The organism is Streptomyces coeruleofuscus, assembly GCF_039532725.1.
GTDB classification, from domain to species: Bacteria; Actinomycetota; Actinomycetes; order Streptomycetales; family Streptomycetaceae; genus Streptomyces; species Streptomyces coeruleofuscus.
In genome coordinates this window covers 324,401-343,338 of record NZ_BAAASE010000008.1, presented here as the reverse complement: position 1 = coordinate 343,338, position 18,938 = coordinate 324,401, and the positions used below count along the sequence as shown (strand labels likewise).

Annotated in this window: 18 protein-coding genes; 5 read left to right on the top strand and 13 right to left on the bottom strand. The window is 70.8% G+C overall.

The annotated features are described in order from the left end of the window. Positions 1–89: 89 nt before the first annotated feature. The 10 genes from ruvB to pgsA form a co-directional block, all read right to left on the bottom strand. Positions 90–1,160: a Holliday junction branch migration DNA helicase RuvB gene (ruvB, locus tag ABFX81_RS30160; protein WP_346138929.1), complete on the bottom strand. Its 1,071-nt coding sequence runs from the start codon at positions 1,158–1,160 to the stop codon at positions 90–92. A 28-nt stretch (positions 1,161–1,188) separates the two neighbouring features. Further along, positions 1,189–1,794, bottom strand: a complete 606-nt coding sequence (ruvA, locus tag ABFX81_RS30155) for a Holliday junction branch migration protein RuvA (protein ID WP_086841039.1) — start codon at positions 1,792–1,794, stop codon at positions 1,189–1,191. Then, a complete protein-coding gene (ruvC, locus tag ABFX81_RS30150; RefSeq protein ID WP_086841037.1) occupies positions 1,791–2,321 on the bottom strand; it encodes a crossover junction endodeoxyribonuclease RuvC in 531 nt (176 codons plus the stop codon). Before ruvC ends, ruvA begins: the two co-directional genes overlap by 4 nt. Before the next feature lie 114 nt (positions 2,322–2,435). Continuing rightward, positions 2,436–3,188: a YebC/PmpR family DNA-binding transcriptional regulator gene (locus ABFX81_RS30145; RefSeq protein WP_086841035.1), complete on the bottom strand. Its 753-nt coding sequence runs from the start codon at positions 3,186–3,188 to the stop codon at positions 2,436–2,438. A gap of 48 nt (positions 3,189–3,236) precedes the next feature. Then, positions 3,237–3,845 (bottom strand): pyridoxal 5'-phosphate synthase glutaminase subunit PdxT, encoded by a 609-nt coding sequence (gene pdxT / locus ABFX81_RS30140; RefSeq protein WP_086841033.1) that lies wholly within the window; start codon positions 3,843–3,845, stop codon positions 3,237–3,239. A gap of 5 nt (positions 3,846–3,850) precedes the next feature. Further along, entirely contained in the window at positions 3,851–4,762 is a 912-nt protein-coding gene (pdxS, locus tag ABFX81_RS30135) for a pyridoxal 5'-phosphate synthase lyase subunit PdxS (RefSeq protein ID WP_086841031.1), read from the bottom strand. A gap of 134 nt (positions 4,763–4,896) precedes the next feature. After that, positions 4,897–5,439, bottom strand: a complete 543-nt coding sequence (locus ABFX81_RS30130) for a LemA family protein (RefSeq protein WP_086841043.1) — start codon at positions 5,437–5,439, stop codon at positions 4,897–4,899. A gap of 69 nt (positions 5,440–5,508) precedes the next feature. Beyond that, positions 5,509–6,672 carry a glycosyltransferase gene (locus tag ABFX81_RS30125; RefSeq protein WP_086841029.1) on the bottom strand — a complete coding sequence of 388 codons (1,164 nt, stop codon included), beginning with the start codon at positions 6,670–6,672 and terminating at the stop codon, positions 5,509–5,511. After that, entirely contained in the window at positions 6,669–7,577 is a 909-nt protein-coding gene (locus ABFX81_RS30120; RefSeq protein WP_086841027.1) for a phosphatidylinositol mannoside acyltransferase, read from the bottom strand. Before ABFX81_RS30120 ends, ABFX81_RS30125 begins: the two co-directional genes overlap by 4 nt. Further along, a complete protein-coding gene (pgsA, locus tag ABFX81_RS30115) occupies positions 7,574–8,338 on the bottom strand; it encodes a phosphatidylinositol phosphate synthase (RefSeq protein ID WP_230528682.1) in 765 nt (254 codons plus the stop codon). Before pgsA ends, ABFX81_RS30120 begins: the two co-directional genes overlap by 4 nt. A gap of 215 nt (positions 8,339–8,553) precedes the next feature. Here pgsA and ABFX81_RS30110 point away from each other — a divergent pair, with 215 nt between their 5' ends. Further along, complete coding sequence (locus ABFX81_RS30110; protein ID WP_086841024.1) at positions 8,554–10,752, top strand: elongation factor G-like protein EF-G2; 2,199 nt, start codon at positions 8,554–8,556, stop codon at positions 10,750–10,752. Positions 10,753–10,924: 172 nt separating this feature from the next. Beyond that, positions 10,925–12,592 carry a hypothetical protein gene (locus ABFX81_RS30105; protein ID WP_086841022.1) on the top strand — a complete coding sequence of 556 codons (1,668 nt, stop codon included), beginning with the start codon at positions 10,925–10,927 and terminating at the stop codon, positions 12,590–12,592. A 12-nt stretch (positions 12,593–12,604) separates the two neighbouring features. Here ABFX81_RS30105 and ABFX81_RS30100 read toward each other — a convergent pair whose 3' ends face one another. Next, positions 12,605–13,546, bottom strand: coding sequence for an MmyB family transcriptional regulator (locus ABFX81_RS30100; RefSeq protein ID WP_086841020.1), 942 nt, complete (start codon positions 13,544–13,546; stop codon positions 12,605–12,607). A gap of 245 nt (positions 13,547–13,791) precedes the next feature. Between ABFX81_RS30100 and ABFX81_RS30095 the strand changes: the two genes are divergently transcribed. From ABFX81_RS30095 to ABFX81_RS30085, 3 genes are read left to right on the top strand one after another with little or no spacing between them, the layout of a single operon-like run. After that, positions 13,792–14,637 (top strand): SDR family NAD(P)-dependent oxidoreductase, encoded by an 846-nt coding sequence (locus ABFX81_RS30095; protein WP_086841018.1) that lies wholly within the window; start codon positions 13,792–13,794, stop codon positions 14,635–14,637. Positions 14,638–14,647: 10 nt separating this feature from the next. After that, a complete protein-coding gene (locus ABFX81_RS30090) occupies positions 14,648–15,130 on the top strand; it encodes a nitroreductase/quinone reductase family protein (RefSeq protein WP_086841016.1) in 483 nt (160 codons plus the stop codon). Between the two features lie 47 nt (positions 15,131–15,177). Continuing rightward, positions 15,178–16,158 (top strand): aldo/keto reductase, encoded by a 981-nt coding sequence (locus ABFX81_RS30085; RefSeq protein ID WP_086841014.1) that lies wholly within the window; start codon positions 15,178–15,180, stop codon positions 16,156–16,158. A gap of 147 nt (positions 16,159–16,305) precedes the next feature. Here the strand turns inward: ABFX81_RS30085 and ABFX81_RS30080 are convergent, their stop codons facing one another. Together ABFX81_RS30080 and thrS are read right to left on the bottom strand one after the other, a co-directional pair. After that, positions 16,306–16,863 (bottom strand): HIT family protein, encoded by a 558-nt coding sequence (locus ABFX81_RS30080; RefSeq protein ID WP_086841012.1) that lies wholly within the window; start codon positions 16,861–16,863, stop codon positions 16,306–16,308. Positions 16,864–16,953: 90 nt separating this feature from the next. Beyond that, positions 16,954–18,930 carry a threonine--tRNA ligase gene (thrS, locus tag ABFX81_RS30075; RefSeq protein ID WP_086841011.1) on the bottom strand — a complete coding sequence of 659 codons (1,977 nt, stop codon included), beginning with the start codon at positions 18,928–18,930 and terminating at the stop codon, positions 16,954–16,956. Between the last annotated feature and the right edge of the window lie 8 nt (positions 18,931–18,938).

Genomic DNA, 18,938 nt, shown 5'->3' with positions numbered 1-18,938 from the left:
AGTCCGCGCGCATGGAACAACGCTCAGCATGGCACCGGGGTTCCTGCTCCGGCCACTGGCCTCGCCGTACCGGAGCCGTGACGGCGCCGTCACGCCCCGAACAGGTCCTGTTGTCCGTTTCCGGCAGTCTGGGAGCGGGGCGGGGTGAGGCCGAGATGCGCCCATGCGGCGGGGGTGGCGACCCGGCCGCGCGGAGTGCGGGCCAGGAGTCCCTCCCGGACCAGGAAGGGCTCGGCGACCTCTTCCACGGTCTCACGCTCCTCCCCCACCGCGACCGCGAGCGTGGACAGGCCGACGGGGCCGCCGCCGAACAGCTTGAGCAGGGCTTCCAGTACGCCACGGTCGAGGCGGTCGAGGCCGCGGGCGTCCACCTCGTAGACGGCGAGGGCGGCCTCGGCGATGTCCTTGGTGATCAGCCCGTCGGCCTTGACCTGCGCGTAGTCCCGGACGCGGCGCAGCAGACGGTTGGCGATGCGGGGCGTGCCGCGGGAGCGGCCGGCGATCTCGGCGGCGCCGTCCGGCTCGATCTCGACTTCGAGGAGGTTCGCGGAACGGTGGATGACCCGCTCCAGTTCGGCCGGTTCGTAGAACTCCATGTGGGCGGTGAAGCCGAAGCGGTCGCGCAGCGGGGGCGGCAGCAGGCCCGCGCGCGTGGTGGCGCCGACCAGGGTGAAGGGGGGCAGCTCCAGCGGGATGGCGGTGGCGCCCGGGCCCTTGCCGACGATGACGTCGACGCGGAAGTCCTCCATCGCCATGTACAGCATCTCCTCGGCGGGCCGGGACATGCGGTGGATCTCGTCGAGGAAGAGGACCTCGCCCTCCTGGAGGGAGGAGAGGATCGCGGCCAGGTCGCCGGCGTGCTGGATGGCGGGGCCCGACGTGATGCGGATGGGGGCGCCCATCTCGGCCGCGATGATCATCGACAGGGTGGTCTTGCCGAGCCCGGGGGCCCCGGAGAGCAGTACGTGGTCGGCGGTGGCGCCCCGCGCGCGGGCGGCGCGCAGGACGAGGTCGAGCTGCTCGCGGACCTTCTCCTGGCCGATGAACTCGCCCAGGTCCTTGGGGCGCAGGGCGGCCTCGACGGCCTGGTCCTCACGGTCGGCGACGGAGCCCACCAGCCGCTCGGCGGCATCGGCGTCGGTCGTGTCGTCCCAGTTCATGGAGTGTGCCTCGGAATCTCGGTACGGGCTATCGGGCGCGGTTCAGGCTCTGCAGGGCCGCCTTCAGCAGCTGGCCCACCTGGGGCGTGCCCTCGGCGGCCTCGGCCTGCGGAGCCACGGCGGCCACCGCCTCGTCGGCCTCCCGGGTCGCGTACCCGAGGCCGATCAGGGCAGCGTGCAGCTGGTCGCGCCAGCCGCTGCTGACCGGCGCGCCGACGGAGGGTGCGCCGACCGGCGCGCCGAGTCGGTCCTTCAGCTCCAGGAGCAGTTTCTGGGCGCCCTTCTTGCCGATGCCGGGGACGGCCGTGAGGGCTTTCTCGTCGCCGGTGGAGACGGCCCGGCGCAGGGCGTCCGGGCTGTGCACGGCGAGCATGGCCTGGGCCAGCCTGGGGCCGACACCGCTGGCCGTCTGGAGCAGCTCGAAGACCTGCCGCTCGTCGTCGTCCGCGAAGCCGTACAGCGTGAGCGAGTCCTCGCGCACGACCAGGGACGTGTGCAGCTTGGCGGACTGGCCCATGCGGAGCGTGGACAGCGTGTTCGGCGTGCACTGGACGGCCATGCCGACGCCGCCGACCTCGACGACCGCTGCGTCGGGGGCGAGCGCGGCGACCGTGCCGCTGACGAAGGCGATCATGCCGTACGGCCTTTCGATGTGTGCAGGGCGACGGCCTGCTGGAGTCGGTTCTGCGCGGGGGCGCGCCAGATGTGGCAGATGGCGAGGGCGAGGGCGTCGGCCGCGTCGGCGGGCTTGGGCGGTGCGCTGAGCCGCAGCAGGCGGGTCACCATCGCGCCCACCTGGGCCTTGTCGGCCCGGCCGCTGCCGGTGACGGCGGCCTTGACCTCGCTCGGGGTGTGCAGGGCGACGGGGATGCCGCGGCGGGCGGCACAGAGCATGGCGACGGCGCTGGCCTGGGCGGTGCCCATCACCGTACGGACGTTGTGCTGGCTGAAGACGCGCTCCACGGCGACGAATTCCGGCCGGTGATCGTCCAGCCACTGCTCGATGCCCTGCTCGATGGCGACCAGGCGGTGGCCGAGGTCCGCGTCGGCGGGGGTCCGGACGACGCCGACGCCGATCATGGTGAGCGGCCGTCCGGCGACGCCCTCGACCACGCCCACACCGCACCGGGTCAGTCCCGGGTCCACCCCCAGTACGCGCACGCGCCCTCCCTCTCGCTCACCTGTTTGTGCAGGCTATCGGGTGCCACCGACAACGCGACGGGCCGACGGGGTGTGTCCCGTCGGCCCGTTGGTCCTGCGGAGCTCGCGGCGGAGTTACGCGCCGACCTTCTCCATGACCTCGTCGCTGACGTCGAAGTTGGCGAAGACGTTCTGCACGTCGTCGCTGTCCTCGAGCGCGTCGATCAGCTTGAAGATCTTCTTGGCGCCCTCCTCGTCCAGCTCGACCTGCATGGTCGGGACGAAGTTGGCGTCGGCGGAGTCGTAGTCGATGCCCGCGTCCTGGAGGGCGGTACGGACCGCGACCAGGTCGGTGGCCTCGCTGATGACCTCGAAGGTGTCGCCGAGGTCGTTGACCTCCTCGGCGCCCGCATCGAGCACGGCGCCCAGCACGTCGTCCTCGGTCAGCTCGGCCTTGGGGACGATCACGACGCCCTTGCGGTGGAACAGGTACGACACCGAGCCCGGGTCGGCCATGGAGCCGCCGTTGCGGGTCATGGCGACGCGGACCTCGGAGGCGGCGCGGTTGCGGTTGTCGGTGAGGCACTCGATGAGCACAGCGACACCGTTCGGGCCGTAGCCCTCGTACATGATCGTCTCGTAGTCGGCGCCGCCGGCCTCCAGGCCCGCGCCGCGCTTGACCGCGGAGTCGATGTTCTTGTTGGGGACCGACGACTTCTTCGCCTTCTGGATGGCGTCGTAGAGCGTCGGGTTGCCTTCGGGGTCGGCGCCGCCCATCCGGGCCGCCACCTCGATGTTCTTGATCAGCTTCGCGAAGAGCTTGCCGCGCTTGGCATCGATGACGGCCTTCTTGTGCTTCGTCGTGGCCCATTTAGAGTGGCCGGACATCTGCCTGTCTCCTTCGCGTAACCCATCTCATCAACGAACGCAGGAATCCTACAAGGACTCGGCCGTCCGGTTCCCGCGCACCATGTCGACGAACAGGGCGTGCACGCGGTGGTCGCCGGTCAGTTCCGGGTGGAAGGACGTGGCCAGAGCGTTGTCCTGACGGACCGCGACGATGTGGCCGTCGTGCTCGGCGAGCACCTCGGTCCGGGCGCCGACGGACTCGACCCAGGGGGCGCGGATGAAGACGCCCTCCACCGGGTCGCCGTCGACGCCCCTGACGTCGACGGCCGCCTCGAAGGACTCGTTCTGCCGGCCGAAGGCGTTGCGTCGCACGATCATGTCGATGCCGCCGACGGTCTCCTGGCCCGAGCGCGGGTCGAGGATCTTGTCGGCGAGCATGATCATGCCGGCGCAGGTGCCGTAGACGGGCATGCCGTCCCGCACGCGCGCGCGCAGCGGGTCCATCACCCCGAACAGGACGGCCAGCTTGGAGATGGTGGTGGACTCGCCGCCGGGGATGACGAGGCCGTCCACCTCGGCGAGTTCTTCGGGGCGCCGCACCGGCCTGGCCACGGCGTCGGCCGCGGCCAGGGCGACGAGGTGCTCCCGTACGTCGCCCTGGAGGGCCAGGACGCCGATCACAGGTGCTTCAGTCATGGGTGTTACCAGCCGCGGTTGGCGTAGCGCTCGGTCTCGGGCAGGGTGTCGCAGTTGATGCCGACCATGGCCTCGCCGAGGTTGCGGGACGCGTCGGCGATGATCTTCGGGTCGTCGTAGAAGGTAGTGGCCTTCACGATGGCGGCGGCGCGCTTGGCCGGGTCGCCGGACTTGAAGATGCCGGAGCCGACGAAGACGCCCTCGGCGCCGAGCTGGCGCATCAGGGCCGCGTCGGCCGGGGTGGCGACACCGCCGGCGGAGAACAGCACGACCGGCAGCTTGCCGAGCTCGGAGACCTCCTTGACGAGCTCGTAGGGGGCGCGCAGCTCCTTGGCGGCGGCGTACAGCTCGTTGTTGTCGAAGCCGCGCAGCTTGGCGATCTCGTTCTTGATCTGGCGCAGGTGGCGGACGGCCTCGACGACGTTGCCGGTGCCGGCCTCGCCCTTGGAGCGGATCATCGCGGCGCCCTCGGCGATGCGGCGCAGGGCCTCGCCCAGGTTGGTGGCGCCACAGACGAACGGCGTGGTGAAGGCCCACTTGTCGGAGTGGTTGACCTCGTCGGCCGGGGTGAGGACCTCGGACTCGTCGATGTAGTCGACGCCGAGGGACTGCAGCACCTGGGCCTCGACGAAGTGGCCGATGCGGGACTTGGCCATGACCGGGATCGAGACGGCCTCGATGATGCCCTCGATCATGTCCGGGTCGGACATGCGGGCCACGCCGCCGTCCTTGCGGATGTCGGCCGGGACCCGCTCCAGGGCCATGACGGCGACGGCGCCCGCGTCCTCGGCGATCTTCGCCTGCTCCGGCGTGACGACGTCCATGATGACGCCGCCCTTGAGCTGCTCGGCCATACCGCGCTTCACACGGGCGGTGCCGGTCTCGGGGGCCTGGGAGTTGGGGGACGTGGTGGACACGGGTGACCTCGCTACGGAAAGGGGAATCCTGCAGCACTGAGGAAACGCGAGGGGACCAGGCCACTGCAAGGGCCAATGGGAACGCTGTGGATCCTTTTCGGCGGACGGCCCGGGAACGGCGCGTGAACGGGTGCTCAGGCGGCCCGGTCCGCCAAGGCCACCGGAGGCTCGTCGTCCATTTCGAAGGCCATGGGGAACGGGGCGTGGCCCGCCAGGCGGAACCAGCGGACCTTGCGGTGCCGGCGCAGGGCACGGGCGGCGCGCACGGCGTCGTTGTGGAAGCGGCGGGCCATCGGGACGCGCCGCACCGCCTGCGCGAGCTCCTCGGCGGCCTCCTCGCCTCCGGGCGCCTCCCGCACGGCCTCCACCTGCTGGATCTCCCCGAAGACGGCCCGCAAGGCCTGGCTCAGCTCGCTCTCGGCGACCTCCCGCTGCTCCTCCACCGCCTGACGGGCGGCGTGCGCGGCCTCGTAGAGGACGATCGAGGCGGCCGGATCCAGGACCCCCGACGTCGCCAGTTCCTGCGCGACCGAGGCGCGGCGCAGCAGCTGCGCGTCCAGGGCGGCCCGGGTGGCGTCGATCCGGGCGTGGAGACGGTCGAGACGGCCGGCGGTCCAGCTCAGATAGAGCCCGACCGCGACCAGGGCCACGGCGATCCAGATGAGAGTGGTGGTCACGGGCGGCAAGGCTAGCGGCCCGGCCGGGCCGTCGGTTCACCCCGTCCTGCCCGGCCCTGACGGATCACGTCAGTCCCGGGCGAACCCCAGCCTGGCCCACAGCCCTGTCACCCGCTCGTCCTCCGCGACCGCCGCCGCGCCCGCCGTCACCGTCTCGTAGACGGACAGGATGTCCGCGCCGACGGTCGACCAGTCGAAGCGCCGCACGTGGGCGCTGCCCCGCTCGCGCAGTTCCGCGCGCCGGGCCGGGTCGTCCAGCAGGCGTACGGCCGCGTCGGCCAGGGCGTCGGCGTCCTCGTTGGGAAACAGTTCGCCGGCCTCTCCCCGGTCCAGGACCTGGGCGAAGGCGTCCAGGTCGGAGGCGAGGACGGGGGCTCCCGCGGACATGGCCTCGACCAGGATGATCCCGAAGCTCTCGCCGCCGGTGTTGGGCGCGACGTACAGGTCGACGCTGCGCAGGAAGCGGGCCTTGTCCTCGTCGCTGACCATGCCGAGGAACTCGACGCGGGAGCGCAGCTCGGCGGGCAGTGACTCCACCGCCTCCTCCTCGTCACCGCGTCCGGCGACCAGCAGCCGGGTCTGCGGGCGGGCGGCGAGGATCTTCGGCAGCGCCTTCATCAGCACCGGCAGGCCCTTGCGGGGCTCGTCGATGCGCCCTATGAAGCCGATCGTCTCGCCCTGCCACTCGGCCTTGGGCTCGGCCGTGGCGAAGAAGTCGACGTCGACGCCGTTCGGGATCACCACCGCGTCCCCGCCGAGGTGTTCCACCAGCGTGCGGCGGGCGTACTCGCTCACCGCGATCCGCGCGCTGATCTTCTCCAGGGCGGCCTGGAGGATCGCGTAGGCGGCGATCATCGCGCGGGAGCGCGGGTTGGACGTGTGGAACGTGGCGACGATCGGTCCCTGGGCCGCCCAGCAGGTCAGCAGGCCCAGCGACGGCGAGGTCGGCTCGTGGATGTGGATCACGTCGAACGCGCCGTCGTGCAGCCAGCGGCGCACCCGGGCTGCGCTCAGGAAACCGAAGTTGAGCCGGGCCACCGAGCCGTTGTACGGCACCGGCACCGCGCGCCCTGCCGAGACGACGTACGGCGGGAGCGGGGTGTCGTCGTCGGCCGGGGCGAGGACGGACACCTCGTGGCCGAGGCGGAGGAAGTACTCGGCCAGGTCCCGGATGTGGAACTGGACGCCGCCCGGTACGTCCCAGGAGTACGGGCAGACGATGCCGATCCTCACGAGGTCCCCTTCGCAGGGTCGAGGTCCGCGAGCCACAAGCGCTGGAGCATGTGCCAGTCCTCCGGATGGTCGGCGATCCCCGTGGCGAAGGCGTCGGCCAGCGCCTGTGTCATGACAGACGTCTTCTCGGCGCGCGTGCCTGACCCGGGCACCTCGACGGGCGGGTGGAGGCGGCCCCGCATCACGGGCGAGTCGTCGTACCAGAGGGTGACGGGGAGCAGCAGGGCGCCCGTCTGCTGGGCGAGCAGGGCCGGTCCGGCCGGCATCCGGGCCGTGTCGCCGAAGAAGTCGACCTCGACGCCGGAGGCGGACAGGTCGCGGTCGGCGACCAGGCAGACCAGGCCGCCGTCGCGCAGCCGCCGGGCCAGGGTGCCGAAGGCGGTGCCGCCGCTGTGCGGCAGGACCTCCATGCCGAGACCCTCGCGGTAGGCGACGAACCGGTCGTACAGGGTCTCCGGCTTCAGGCGCTCGGCGACCGTCGTGAACGGGATGCCGAGCTTGGTGGTGACCCAGGCGCCGGCGAGGTCCCAGTTGGCCAGGTGGGGCAGGGCGAGTATGACGCCCTTGCCGGCGGCCAGGCCCTCGGTCAGGTAGTGCAGGTCCTTGGCTTCGAAGCCGCCCTTGATCCGCTCCTCGCTCCAGGCGGGGAGGCGGAAGGACTCCATCCAGTAGCGCAGGTACGACCGCAGGCCCGCGCGCGAGAGCTCGGCGAGGCGCTCGGGGCCCGCGCCGGGCACCACGCGCGCGTAGTTGCTCTCCAGCCGCTGTACGCCCTTGCCGCGCTGCTTCCAGGCGAGGTCGGCGATGGTGTGCCCGAGCCGTACGGCGACCGGCTCGGGGAGCTTCCTGACCGTGCTCCAGCCGAGGCCGTACAGCGCGTCCGTCAGCCGGTCCTGTGCGCTCACGTGGATGCCTCGCTCCCGTGAGAGGCGTTCTCCTGCTCGCCCTCATTGTCGTCCCGCTCGGAGGCCGCGGTCGCGGCCTCGGCCTCCGCGGACTCGCGGCGGACCGTGACGACCCGCTGGATGAGCGTGACGAGGCTGCCCACGGCGACGATCCACAGGGCGACCGGCAGCAGGTACTGGATGCCCGGGACACCGAAGGCGTGCAGGCCCGCGAGACCGGCCGCGACCAGGGAGATCACCAGCCGCTCGGCCCGCTCGACCAGCCCGTTGACGGCGACCGGCAGGCCGATCGACTCGCCGCGGGCCTTGGTGTACGACACCACCTGGCCGCTCGCCAGGCAGAAGATCGAGACGGCGCACAGGACGAGGTCGTCTCCCCCGCCGGCGTACCAGAGGATGAAGCCGCCGAAGATCGCCCCGTCGGCGACCCGGTCCAGCGTGGAGTCCAGGAAGGCGCCCCAGCGGCTGGAGCGGCCGAGCTGCCGGGCCATGTTGCCGTCGACCAGGTCGGAGAACACGAACAGCGTGATCACGACCGTGCCCCAGAAGAACTCGCCCATGGGGTAGAAGACCAGCGCGCCCGCGACCACACCGGCGGTGCCGATGAGCGTGACGGTGTCGGGGCTGACGCCCCGCCGGATCAGAAACGCGGCGAACGGTGTGAGAACACGCGTGAAGAATGCACGCGCGTACTTGTTCAGCATGGCCTTCCCGAGGGTCGGTGTCGCCGTCTGGCCCCTGCTGGCCACCGGCTGGCCCATCGTAGCCACGCGCGCGTGCGGTCGACGGGCGGGACCCGAGGCCCGTGTCACGGCGCACCGGTGCGCGGCGCGGGGCGCGATCACGTCCTTCGTATGGACGCACCGTGACGGGAGTGGGAAGGTCGAATAACCGCGGGCGTCGCCGGAGCCGCACCGCACGCGGATCCCGCGTGTCCGCGCCCACAGTGACCTCACCGTGCACGGGAGGCAGGATCATGGGCGACAAGGCACAGACACACCCTGGGGCCGCCGGCAGGGCACAGGCGGCCGACCAACCCCAGTCCGTACGGAATGTGGTGCTGGTCGGCCACTCCGGATCGGGCAAGACCACGTTGGTGGAAGCCCTCGCGCTCATGGCGGGGGCAGTGAACCGGGCGGGCCGTGTGGAGGACGGCGGCACCCTCTCCGACTACGACGAGATCGAGCACCGGCAGCAGCGCTCGGTGCAGCTCTCCCTGGTACCCGTCGAGTGGGACGGCATCAAGGTCAATCTCCTCGACACCCCCGGATACGCCGACTTCGTCGGTGAGCTCAGGGCCGGTCTGCGAGCGGCGGACGCGGCCCTCTTCGTCGTCTCGGCCTCGGACGGTGTGGACGGCTCGACCCGCATGGTGTGGGAGGAGTGCGCGGCCGTGGGCATGCCACGGGCCATCGTGGTCACCCACCTGGAGGCGGCGCGCGCCGACTTCGAGGAGATGACGCGGATCTGCGCGGAGGCCTTCGGCGCGGACGACCCCGACGCGGTCCTGCCGCTCTACCTGCCGCTGCGCGGCCCGGAGGCGCCGGACGGGCACGCGCCCGTGACCGGCCTGATCGGGCTGCTGTCGCAGAAGCTGTTCGACTACTCGACCGGTGAGCGCAAGGAGTCCGAGCCGGGCGAGGACCAGCTGCCGCTGATCGAGGAGGCCCGCAACCGGCTGATCGAGGGGATCATCTCGGAGAGCGAGGACGAGACCCTCATGGACCGCTACCTCGGCGGGGAACCGGTCGACGTCAAGACACTGATCGAGGACCTGGAGCGGGCCGTCGCACGCGGGGTCTTCTTCCCCGTCCTGGCCGCCGCCCCCGCGGCCGAGGGCTCCCGGCAGGGGCTCGGCACGGTGGAGCTGCTGGAGCTGATCACCCGGGGCTTCCCCACGCCGCTGGAGCACGAGACGGTGCGCGTGACGACGATCGACGGCAAGCCGCGCGAGCTCAAGCCGTGCGACCCGGACGCGCCGCTGGTCGCGGAGGTCGTGAAGACCTCCTCCGACCCCTACGTCGGCCGGCTGTCGCTGGTCCGCGTGTTCTCCGGCACCTTGCGCGCCGACCAGACGGTCCACGTCTCCGGGCACGGCCTGGCCGACCGCGGGCACGAGGACCACGACGTCGACGAGCGGATCGGCGCCCTGTCCACGCCGTTCGGCAAACAGCAGCGCCCGGTGTCGCACGTCATCGCGGGCGATCTGGCGTGCGTGGCGAAACTGAGCCGCGCCGAGACCGGGGACACCCTGTCCGCCAAGGACGATCCGCTGCTCATGGAGCCGTGGCAGATGCCCGACCCGCTGCTGCCGCTGGCCATCCAGGCGCACAGCAAGCCGGACGAGGACAAGCTCTCGCAGGGCCTGGCCCGGCTCGTCGCCGAGGACCCGACGATGCGGCTCGAGCAGAACCAGGACACCCACCAGGTGGTCCTGTGGTGCCTGGGCGAGGCGCACGCGGACGTCGCCCTGGAGCGGCTGCGCAGCCGCTACGGCGTCCAGGTCGACGTCGTACCGCACAGGGTGTCGCTGCGCGAGACGTTCGCGGCCAAGTCGGCCGGGCGCGGCCGGCACGTCAAACAGTCCGGTGGGCACGGGCAGTTCGCCATCTGCGAGATCGAGGTGGAGCCGCTGCCGGGCGGCTCGGGCATCGAGTTCGTGGACAAAGTGGTCGGCGGCGCGGTGCCCCGGCAGTTCATCCCGTCGGTGGAGAAGGGCGTACGGGCCCAGGCCGCCAAGGGGGTCGCCGCCGGGTATCCGCTCATCGACGTACGCGTGACCCTCCTGGACGGCAAGGCGCACTCGGTGGACTCCTCCGACGCCGCGTTCCAGACAGCCGGCGCGCTCGCGCTGCGGGAGGCCGCGACCGACGCGAAGATCCATCTGCTGGAGCCGGTGGACGAGGTGTCGGTGCTGGTCGGCGACGAGTTCGTTGGCACCGTGATGAGCGACCTGTCGGGGCGGCGCGGCCGGGTGCTCGGCACCGAGCAGACACCCGGCGGGCGCACCCTGATCCGGGCCGAGGTGCCGGAGATCGAGATCGGTCGCTACGCGATCGACCTGCGGTCGATGTCGCACGGCACGGCACGCTTCAGCCGCCGGTACGTACGGCACGAGCCGATGCCGCAGCAGGTCGCGGACCGGGTCCGTGAAGAGGAGCGCAAAGCCTCCTAGTCGGGGCCCGAGGGGGCCAAGTGGCCCTCGGTGGAAGCTCACTCCGCACAGGCGGGCGGTTCCGAGACCGCCCGCCGACGGATGTCGGTACCTGCGGATACGCTGATGACCTGATCAACAGGTGTGCGAAGCGCGGAAGTCGGGAAGGCCGCTTGATGCGGAAGCGGCAGCGATGGGGGCGGCAGTGACGGACGGATTCGACTTCAGCCCGGGGGCCCAGGTGCCTCTGGCGGGTTCGGCTGGCCAGACGGCGGCGACCTACGCGCTGGCCGCGGCGGCGTACCGGGACGACGAGGTCAGCACGATCCTCAAGGCCGACAACGAGTGGCACCAGTCGAAGGTGACCCCACCGCGCTCGTGGGCGAAGATCTTCCGCCCCAACTTCGGCGAAGCCTTCTCCCGTGCCGTCGTCGACCGCATGCTCGGCGCCGGGCGCAAGCCGGTCATCCAGTCCTTCGGCATCGAGCCCCAGGTCGTCGTGGAGCACTGTCTGGCGGCCCACCGCATCCGACGCGACCGCGACAACCGGCTCTCGGCGATCACGGTGATCTGCGGAGTGCTCTTCCTGCCGGGCTTTTTCGTGTGGCTGCTGGTGTTCACGCTGCGCACCACCATGGCCAAGCGCGAGGACAAGCGCGCCGGCGCCCTCGCCACGACCCTGCTGGTCGCGGTGGGCGCGCTCGCCGTGCTGTTCCTCATCCGCATGCCGTTCACGGGTTTCTGGGGCTGGTACGCGCGCGCGGCGATCATCATGCCGGTCGTCGGCTGGTTCTGGGCCAAGCATGTCTGCGAGCGGACGGCCTCCGACCTGCGGGAGCGCTGGTCGAGCCTGCTGTCGGGCGGCGGCGTGGGCGCCAAGATCCCCGAAGCCGTACCGGGCAACCCCGGCGACGCGGCCGAGCAGGTCCGCAAGGAGCTGGCGCGCCTGAGCGCCGAGCAGCGGTCCAACTCGGTCTTCTACGCCGGGCCCAAGGGCATACTCGGCATGGGCACCCGGTGGGGCAGCTGGCAGCTGGCCGAGGAGCTGGTGTCCGCCGAGCCGGGCAAGGACTTCCACCCCTTCCGCAGCTGGGACGTCATCGTGGCGATCCAGGGCGGCCTGGGCATGCTGGAGCGCACGTCCATCAACACCGGCGGCTTCACCAAGCCGTCCATCACGCACTGGATCGTCACGCCGATCGGCGAGAAGGCGACGGAGGTGTCCCGGCCGAGCGGCGCGGACGTCGACGCGTACACGGTCCGGACGCACGCCATACAGGACATCTGCAACAAGCAGCAGTTCGGCAGCGGCGACCGGCACTACCTCGGCGTGCAGTGGACCCTCTGGGACGGTCACCTGGTCATCACGATGCTGATCACGGTGACGGTGCTGCACGACACCCTGCGCATCGAGGTCACCGGCCACGCCCTGGGACCGGTCAACCCGCTGTTCAACGAGAAGCCCGCCGCCAAGGAGAAGTCGGTGCAGAAGGCTCTCCGGTTCTGGGAGACCCGCACCGTGAAGCTGCCGCTGATCGATGCCGACGAGGTGGTGCGGCTGGCCGCGCGCGCTCCGCTGACCTGGTATCCGCCGCTGCTGAACTGGCTCGGCGGCAGCCTGACGCTTCCGGAGCCGTTCGGCCTGCGGCACGCCTGGGCGGACCAGCCGTGGCGCCATCGGTTCATGGCGGACGACGCGCTGCGGGCGGCTACGCCTGTGCTGCGTGTGGTGCACGCGGCGGCATTGAAGGTGCTGCGGGAGAACGGCGTGGACGTGGAGAAGTTCGGGTCCAGGTCGGCGGCGCTCAGCGGGGCGGTGCAGGAGGCTTCGCCGAAGAAGGCGGATGTCTACGACGCCTAGGGCGGACGCGCCCTAGGTGTCACGCTCGGAGTCGTCGGCCGGGGCGGACCGCTCGGTGTCGTCGTTGGCCGCGGCCCAACTGGCCAGCAAAGTCAGGGCATCCTGCGAGGGCGAGGCGGGCTCGGCGGTGTAGGTGAGGAGGAACTGGCCGGGGCCGTCCCCGAGCGGGAAGGTCTCGAAGGGCAGGTCGAGGTCGCCGACGACCGGGTGGTGGAGAAGTTTCACTCCGGTGGTGTGGATGCGGACGTTGTGCGCGGCCCAGCGGTGGCGGAACTCCTCGCTGCGGGTGGACAGTTCGCCTATCAGGTCCATCAACCGACGGTCGTAGGGCTCGCGGCCGGCCTCGGCGCGCAGCATGGCGACGGTGTCACCCGCGACCTTCTCCCATTCCCGGAAGAACTCGGTGGCGCGCGGGTCGAGGAAGACGAACCGGGCGTTGTTGGGCGGCCGCGCCGGGTCGGCGTAGACGGGAGAGAACAGGGCGCGCCCGAGGTGGTTGTCGGCCAGGATGTCCCCGCGTCCGCTGAGGACGAACGCGGGTGTGCCGGTCATCGAGTCGAGGACGCGCTGCACCGCGGGGCGCACGCGCTGCTGGGCCGGCCGGCGGCGTGGCGGGCGGGTCGTGCCGGCGCCGCGCAGGAGGCGGAGCAGGTGGATTCGTTCGGCCTCGTCGAGCTGAAGCGCTTGCGCGATGCCTTCGATGACGCTCTCCGAGACACCGGTGGCGTTGCCGCGCTCCAGCCGGGTGTAGTACTCGCTGGAGATGCCCGCGAGGAGGGCGACCTCCTCCCGGCGCAGTCCGGTGACGCGTCGGCGCTCGCCCCCGTACGTGGGCAGTCCCGCCTGCTCGGGGGTGACCTTGGCCCGCCGCGTACCGAGGAATTCCCGGATCTCGGCGCGGAAATCGTCACGAATGTCGCGGTTGGTGCCGTAGGGGTCGTTTCTGCCTGCCATGCGCTCCACTCTACGAGCGCCCGCGCCAGGCAGGGGGTCCCTCTCAGTGACCCCCTCCTCAGGGACTCCCACGCTCCCGTGACAGCCGGTTTCGTTGGTGGTGCACCGCTCCCGGCGGTGTGAACGGCCGGAGAGAGCGGCGCTTGTGCCGCCGGTCTCCAGCCTTCTCCGCGGCGCCGTCAACGCCGCACCCGTCACTCCCGCACACACCGGGTGCCGGACCACGGCACCCGAAAGGAACCCCCATGAGCAAGGTCATTCTCGTCACCGGTGCCGGACGCGGTCTGGGCACGGACATCGCCCGCGAGGCCCTCGCCGCCGGCCACCAGGTCGTCGCCACCGGCCGCCGCCCCGACGAGGTCGAGAAGGCCCTGGGTGGGCCGCAGGACAACCTGCTGGTCGCCAAGCTCGACGTCACCAGCCCCGAGGACGCCGCGTCCGCAGCGCAGGCCGCCGTCGACCGCTTCGGCCGCCTCGACGTCCTGGTCAACAACGCCGGGAACCTCTTCACCGGCTACTTCGAGGAGATCTCCCCCGCGCAGATGCGCCGGCAGTTCGAGACCAACCTCTTCGGCCCGATGAACGTGACCCGCGCGGTCCTGCCGATCATGCGCCGACAGCGCGCCGGCCACGTCATCACCATCACCTCGACCGCGGGCCTGGTCGGCATGGAGTTCACCTCCGCCTACGCCGCCTCCAAGTTCGCGGAAGAGGGCTGGATGGAGTCCCTGCGCCACGACGTCGAGCCGTACAACATCCACACCACCACCGTGGAGCCCGGCTACTTCCGGACCGAACTCCTCGTGGACGGCTCCACCACCTGGCCCGAGCTCTCCATCGACGACTACGCCCCGCGGACCGCCCCGAGGATCGAGGGCATGAAGAGCATGAACGGCCGGCAGCCCGGCGACCCCGCCAAGCTCGCCCGCGCCCTGCTCACCATCGCCCGGCAGGACAAGCCCCCGCACCGCTTCGTCGCCGGAGCGGACGCCATCGAGGCCGTCGAGGCCAAGGCGAAGGAACTCCTCGCCCAGGCCGAGGCCTCCCGCGAACTGGGCGACAACCTCGCCTACGACGACACCCACGCCTGAGAGGGACGACATGCCACTCAAAGGCGAGTACGAGCCGAGCAGGGCACAGTTCGTGCGTGACCAGGTGGAGCTGTACGAGAGGTCCGGCGGCACCGAAGGAACGACGCTGAGCGTCCTGGTCGCACGCGAGGAGGACGAGGGGCTACGGGACCTGCCGGTGGTCATCCTGACCACCCTGGGCGCCAAGACCGGCAAGATCCGCAAGACCCCGGTCATGCGGGTGGAGCACCACGGCTCGTATGCCGTGGTCGCCTCCATGGCGGGAGCCCCCCACCACCCCGTCTGGTACCACAACGCGGTGGCCGACCCCCGAGTCGAGCTTCAGGACGGCCCGGTACGCCAGGACATGCTGGCCCGCGAGGTGACCGGGGACGAGAAGGCCCTCTGGTGGGCACGGGCCGTCGAGGCGTTCCCGGACTACGCCGAGTACCAGAAGAAGACGGACCGCGAGATCCCGGTCCTCGTTCTGGAGCCCGCCGCTCAGGACCACTGACACGGCCGGCACGAAGGTCTGACGGCCGTCACGACAAGGAGTACCTCATGAAGCACGTATCACTGGGCGGGCTCGATGTCTCGCGCATCGGTCTGGGAGCCATGACCATGGCAGGCGTCTACACCACGGGCGGAGGGCTCGACGACGCCGAGTCGATCCGCACCATCCACCGAGCCCTGGACCTCGGGGTCACCCACATCGACACCGCCGAGATCTACGGCCCCTTCCACAGCGAGGAACTCGTCGGCCAGGCCATCAAGGGCCGGCGCGACGAGGTCGTCGTGGCGACGAAGTTCGGTCTCGTCTCCCACGCCGGCGACGGCCCCGGCGTCATCGACAGCGGCCCCGCCAACGTGAAGACAGCGGTCGAAGGCTCGCTCAAGCGGCTCGGCACCGACCACATCGACCTGTACTACCAGCACCGCGTCGACCCGGACACGCCCATCGAGGAGACCGTCGGCGCGCTGGCCGATCTGGTCGCCGAGGGCAAGGTCCGCCACATCGGACTGTCGGAGGCCGGGCCCGAGACGATCCGCCGGGCCCACGCCGTGCATCCGGTGGCCGCCCTGCAGACCGAGTACTCCCTGTGGACCCGTGACGTCGAGGCCGAGATCCTCCCGCTGCTGCGCGAGCTCGGCATCGGTTTCGTTCCCTACTCGCCGCTCGGCCACGGCCTGCTGACCGGGCAGATCCGCACCGTCGACGACTTCACCGACGACGACTGGCGCAAGACCAACCCGCGGTTCACCGGCGAGAACTTCCAGCGCAACCTGCGCATCGTCGACGAGGTGAAGGCCATCGGCGCCGAGATCGGAGCCACCCCGGCCCAGACCGCCCTGGCCTGGCTGCTGACCCGCGGCGACGACATCGCCCCCATCCCCGGAACCCGCCGGGTCTCACGCGTCGAAGAGAACACCGCCGCCGACGCCATCGAACTCACCGCCGCCCAGCTCGACCGCCTCAACAACCTCACACCGGCCGCGGGCGAGCGCCACGACGAGGCGAACATGGCCACCATCGACCGCTGACCCTTCACCTGACCGCGGCGCATCGCAGGACCGCTCCGCGGTCGCCGCGGTCCTGCCGGCCGACGGCGGTCGACGAGGGCGCGCCGCGCCATTCATCGCCCCAGCGGCGCGACCGCCCGCAGGCGCAGCGCCCCGGCAGCCGGCACCTCAGACCGGCCAGGCCTCCGCCAGCATCTTCCTCGTGTCCGCCAGCAACTGCGGCAGCACCCGCGTATGCCCCACCACCGGCATGAAATTCGTGTCGCCACCCCACCTCGGCACGATGTGCTGGTGCAGATGCGCCGCGATGCCCGCGCCGGCGACCGAGCCCTGGTTCATGCCGATGTTGAAGCCGTGGGCGCCGGAGGCCGTGCGCAGGGCCGTCATCGCCTGCTTGGTGAGCTCGCCGAGCTCGGCGGTCTCCCCCGCCGTGAGGTCGGTGTAGTCGGCGACGTGCCGGTAGGGCACGGTCATCAGGTGCCCGCCGTTGTACGGATACAGATTGAGCACGGCGTAGACCTGTTCGCCGCGCCTGACGACCAGCCCGTCCTCGTCGGACTTGGCCGGGATGGAGCAGAAGGGGCAGCCGTCGCCGGCGCCCGGGCCGCTCGGCTTGTTCTCACCCTGGATGTAGGCCATCCGATGGGGCGTCCACAGACGCTGGAACGCGTCCTGCGTCCCCACTCCCAGCTGCTGCTCCGGCTCACTCGTCATGCAGTGCAGCATATGGCGTGGAGCTGGGGGTACGGCAAAGGCCCCCGGGATCTCCCGGGGGCCCTGTACGCGGTTCGGGCAGGCCGCCGTGACGCCGTGCGGTCAGACCTGCGCCCGCTCCTCGACGACCTTCACGATCTTCGCGATGGCCTCGTCGAACGGGATGCCGTTCTCCTGGGAACCGTCGCGGTAGCGGAAGGACACGGACCCGTGGGACATGTCCTCGTCGCCCGCGATGACCATGAAGGGCACCTTCTGCTTCTGGGCGTTGCGGATCTTCTTCTGCATCCGGTCGGAGGAGGAGTCGACCTCGACGCGCAGGCCCTTCTTCCTGGCCGCCGCCGCGAACTTCTCCAGGTACTCGACGTGCGCGTCGCCGATCGGGATGCCGACCGCCTGGACCGGGGCCAGCCACGCCGGGAAGGCACCCGCGTAGTGCTCCAGGAGCACCGCGAAGAAGCGCTCGATCGAGCCGAACAGCGCGCGGTGGATCATGACCGGGCGGGTCTTGGAGCCGTCCGCGGCCGTGTACTCCAGGTCGAAGCGCTCGGGCAGGTTGAAGTCGAGCTGGATGGTCGACATCTGCCAGGTGCGGCCGATGGCGTCCTTGGTCTGCACGGAGATCTTCGGGCCGTAGAAGGCGGCGCCGCCCGGGTCGGGAACGAGGGGCAGCCCCTGCTTCTCCGCCACCTGGCGCAGGGTCTCCGTGGCCTCTTCCCAGGCCTCGTCCGAGCCGACGAACTTCTCCGGGTCCTTGGTGGACAGCTCCAGGTAGAAGTCGGTCAGGCCGTAGTCGCGCAGCAGGCCGAGGACGAAGGTGAGCGTCTTGTCGAGCTCCTCCGACATCTGCTCGCGGGTGCAGTAGATGTGCGCGTCGTCCTGGGTGAAGCCGCGGGCGCGGGTCAGGCCGTGCACGACGCCGGACTTTTCGTACCGGTACACCGTCCCGAACTCGAACAGGCGCAGCGGCAGTTCACGGTAGGAGCGCCCGCGCGCGTCGAAGACCAGGTTGTGCATCGGGCAGTTCATGGGCTTGAGGTAGTAGTCCACGCCCTCGTCGAGCTGCATGGGCGGGTACATGCCGTCGGCGTACCAGTCCAGGTGGCCCGAGGTCTCGAAGAGCTTCCCCTTCGTCGCGTGGGGGGTGTAGACGAACTCGTAGCCCTCCTCCTCGTGGCGGCGCCGTGAGTAGTCCTCCATGACCCGGCGGATGACGCCGCCCTTGGGGTGGAAGACGGCGAGGCCGGAGCCGATCTGCTCCGGGATGGAGAACAGGTCGAGCTCGCTGCCGAGCTTGCGGTGGTCGCGCTTCTCGGCCTCGGCGAGGAACTCCAGGTGCGCCTTCAGCTCGTCCTTGGTCGGCCAGGCGGTGCCGTAGATGCGCTGGAGCATGGGGTTCTTCTCGCTGCCGCGCCAGTAGGCGGCCGCGTTGCGCATCAGCTTGAACGCCGGGATTGCACGGGTCGACGGCAGGTGGGGACCGCGGCAGAGGTCCTTCCAGCACAGCTCGCCGGTCTTGGCGTCCAGGTTGTCGTAGATCGTCAGCTCGCCGGCGCCGACCTCGACGTCCGCGCCGTCGTCGCTGGAGGCGGAGCCCTTGAGGCCGATCAGTTCCAGCTTGTAGGGCTCGTCGGCCAGCTCCTCGCGGGCGGCCTCGTCGGTGACCACGCGGCGGGCGAACTTCTGCCCCCGCTTCTGGATCTCCTGCATCTTCTTCTCGATGGCCTTGAGATCCTCGGGCGTGAACGGCTTCTCGACGTCGAAGTCGTAGTAGAAGCCGTCCTTGACGGGCGGGCCGATGCCGAGCTTGGCCTCGGGGAAGAGCTCCTGCACGGCCTGTGCCATGACGTGCGCGGTGGAGTGGCGCAGGATGTTCAGGCCGTCCTCGGAGGAGATCTCGACGCCCTCGACCTCGTCGCCCTCGGACAGGGCGTACGACAGGTCCCTGAGCTCGCCGCCGACGCGCGCGGCGACGATCGAGCGCTCGCCGGCGAAGAGCTCGGCGGCCGTAGTGCCCGTCGTCACCACGCGTTCTTCCCGCTCGGAATCGCGTTGGATGATCACACGGACGTCTGACACCGGTCTCT

Coding starts and splice junctions, on each gene's coding strand:
- ruvB (WP_346138929.1), bottom strand. CDS start 1,160: ATGAACTGGGACGACACGACCGACGCCGATGCCGCCGAGCGGCTGGTG.
- ruvA (WP_086841039.1), bottom strand. CDS start 1,794: ATGATCGCCTTCGTCAGCGGCACGGTCGCCGCGCTCGCCCCCGACGCA.
- ABFX81_RS30145 (WP_086841035.1), bottom strand. CDS start 3,188: ATGTCCGGCCACTCTAAATGGGCCACGACGAAGCACAAGAAGGCCGTC.
- pdxT (WP_086841033.1), bottom strand. CDS start 3,845: ATGACTGAAGCACCTGTGATCGGCGTCCTGGCCCTCCAGGGCGACGTA.
- pgsA (WP_230528682.1), bottom strand. CDS start 8,338: ATGGGCCAGCCGGTGGCCAGCAGGGGCCAGACGGCGACACCGACCCTC.
- ABFX81_RS30110 (WP_086841024.1), top strand. CDS start 8,554: ATGGGCGACAAGGCACAGACACACCCTGGGGCCGCCGGCAGGGCACAG.
- ABFX81_RS30105 (WP_086841022.1), top strand. CDS start 10,925: ATGGGGGCGGCAGTGACGGACGGATTCGACTTCAGCCCGGGGGCCCAG.
- ABFX81_RS30100 (WP_086841020.1), bottom strand. CDS start 13,546: ATGGCAGGCAGAAACGACCCCTACGGCACCAACCGCGACATTCGTGAC.
- ABFX81_RS30095 (WP_086841018.1), top strand. CDS start 13,792: ATGAGCAAGGTCATTCTCGTCACCGGTGCCGGACGCGGTCTGGGCACG.
- ABFX81_RS30090 (WP_086841016.1), top strand. CDS start 14,648: ATGCCACTCAAAGGCGAGTACGAGCCGAGCAGGGCACAGTTCGTGCGT.
- ABFX81_RS30085 (WP_086841014.1), top strand. CDS start 15,178: ATGAAGCACGTATCACTGGGCGGGCTCGATGTCTCGCGCATCGGTCTG.
- ABFX81_RS30080 (WP_086841012.1), bottom strand. CDS start 16,863: ATGCTGCACTGCATGACGAGTGAGCCGGAGCAGCAGCTGGGAGTGGGG.